Origin of the sequence: Parahoeflea alexandrii (genome assembly GCF_027214025.1) — a bacterium.
GTDB lineage: Bacteria > Pseudomonadota > Alphaproteobacteria > Rhizobiales > Rhizobiaceae > Hoeflea > Hoeflea alexandrii_A.
In genome coordinates this window covers 1-407 of the sequence record NZ_JAPWHB010000035.1, presented here as the reverse complement: position 1 = coordinate 407, position 407 = coordinate 1, and the positions used below count along the sequence as shown (strand labels likewise).

The window sequence follows — 407 nt, the reverse complement described above, 5'->3', positions numbered from 1 at the left end:
GGATCGGCGTCGGCGAGCGGCGCAAGGTCAGCCTGCTCGTCAACCGTGCCCGACTGCACGCCCGAGGTGATCACCGGCGCGTCATTGGTGCCGTTGATGGTGATGGTGACGTCCTGCGAGGCGGTGCCGCCGTTCTGGTCGTCGACCGTCACGGTGAAGGTCAGAACCAGCTGGTCGTTCTCGCCCAGGAAGTCGATCGCCGCATTGGTGGCGTCATAGGTCCAGGCGATCTCGCCCGAACCGTCGCCGAACGTCGAGTTGCTCACGCCATCGAGCACATCATCGAGGCTGAAGGCGCCGAGAAGCGTGGCTTCCTGGCCAGCCGTCAGAACATAGCCATTGGCGAGCGTCGCCGTCGTCACCACGCTGTTGGTCACAGAAGCCTGCGGCTCGTCCGACAGGTCGAC

The 407-nt window shown here is 65.1% G+C and carries 1 protein-coding gene; it reads right to left on the bottom strand.

From position 1 onward, the window contains the following. Positions 1–407 (bottom strand): VCBS domain-containing protein (locus O4H62_RS26315; RefSeq protein WP_269391853.1); only part of this gene is annotated, 407 nt, incomplete at both ends.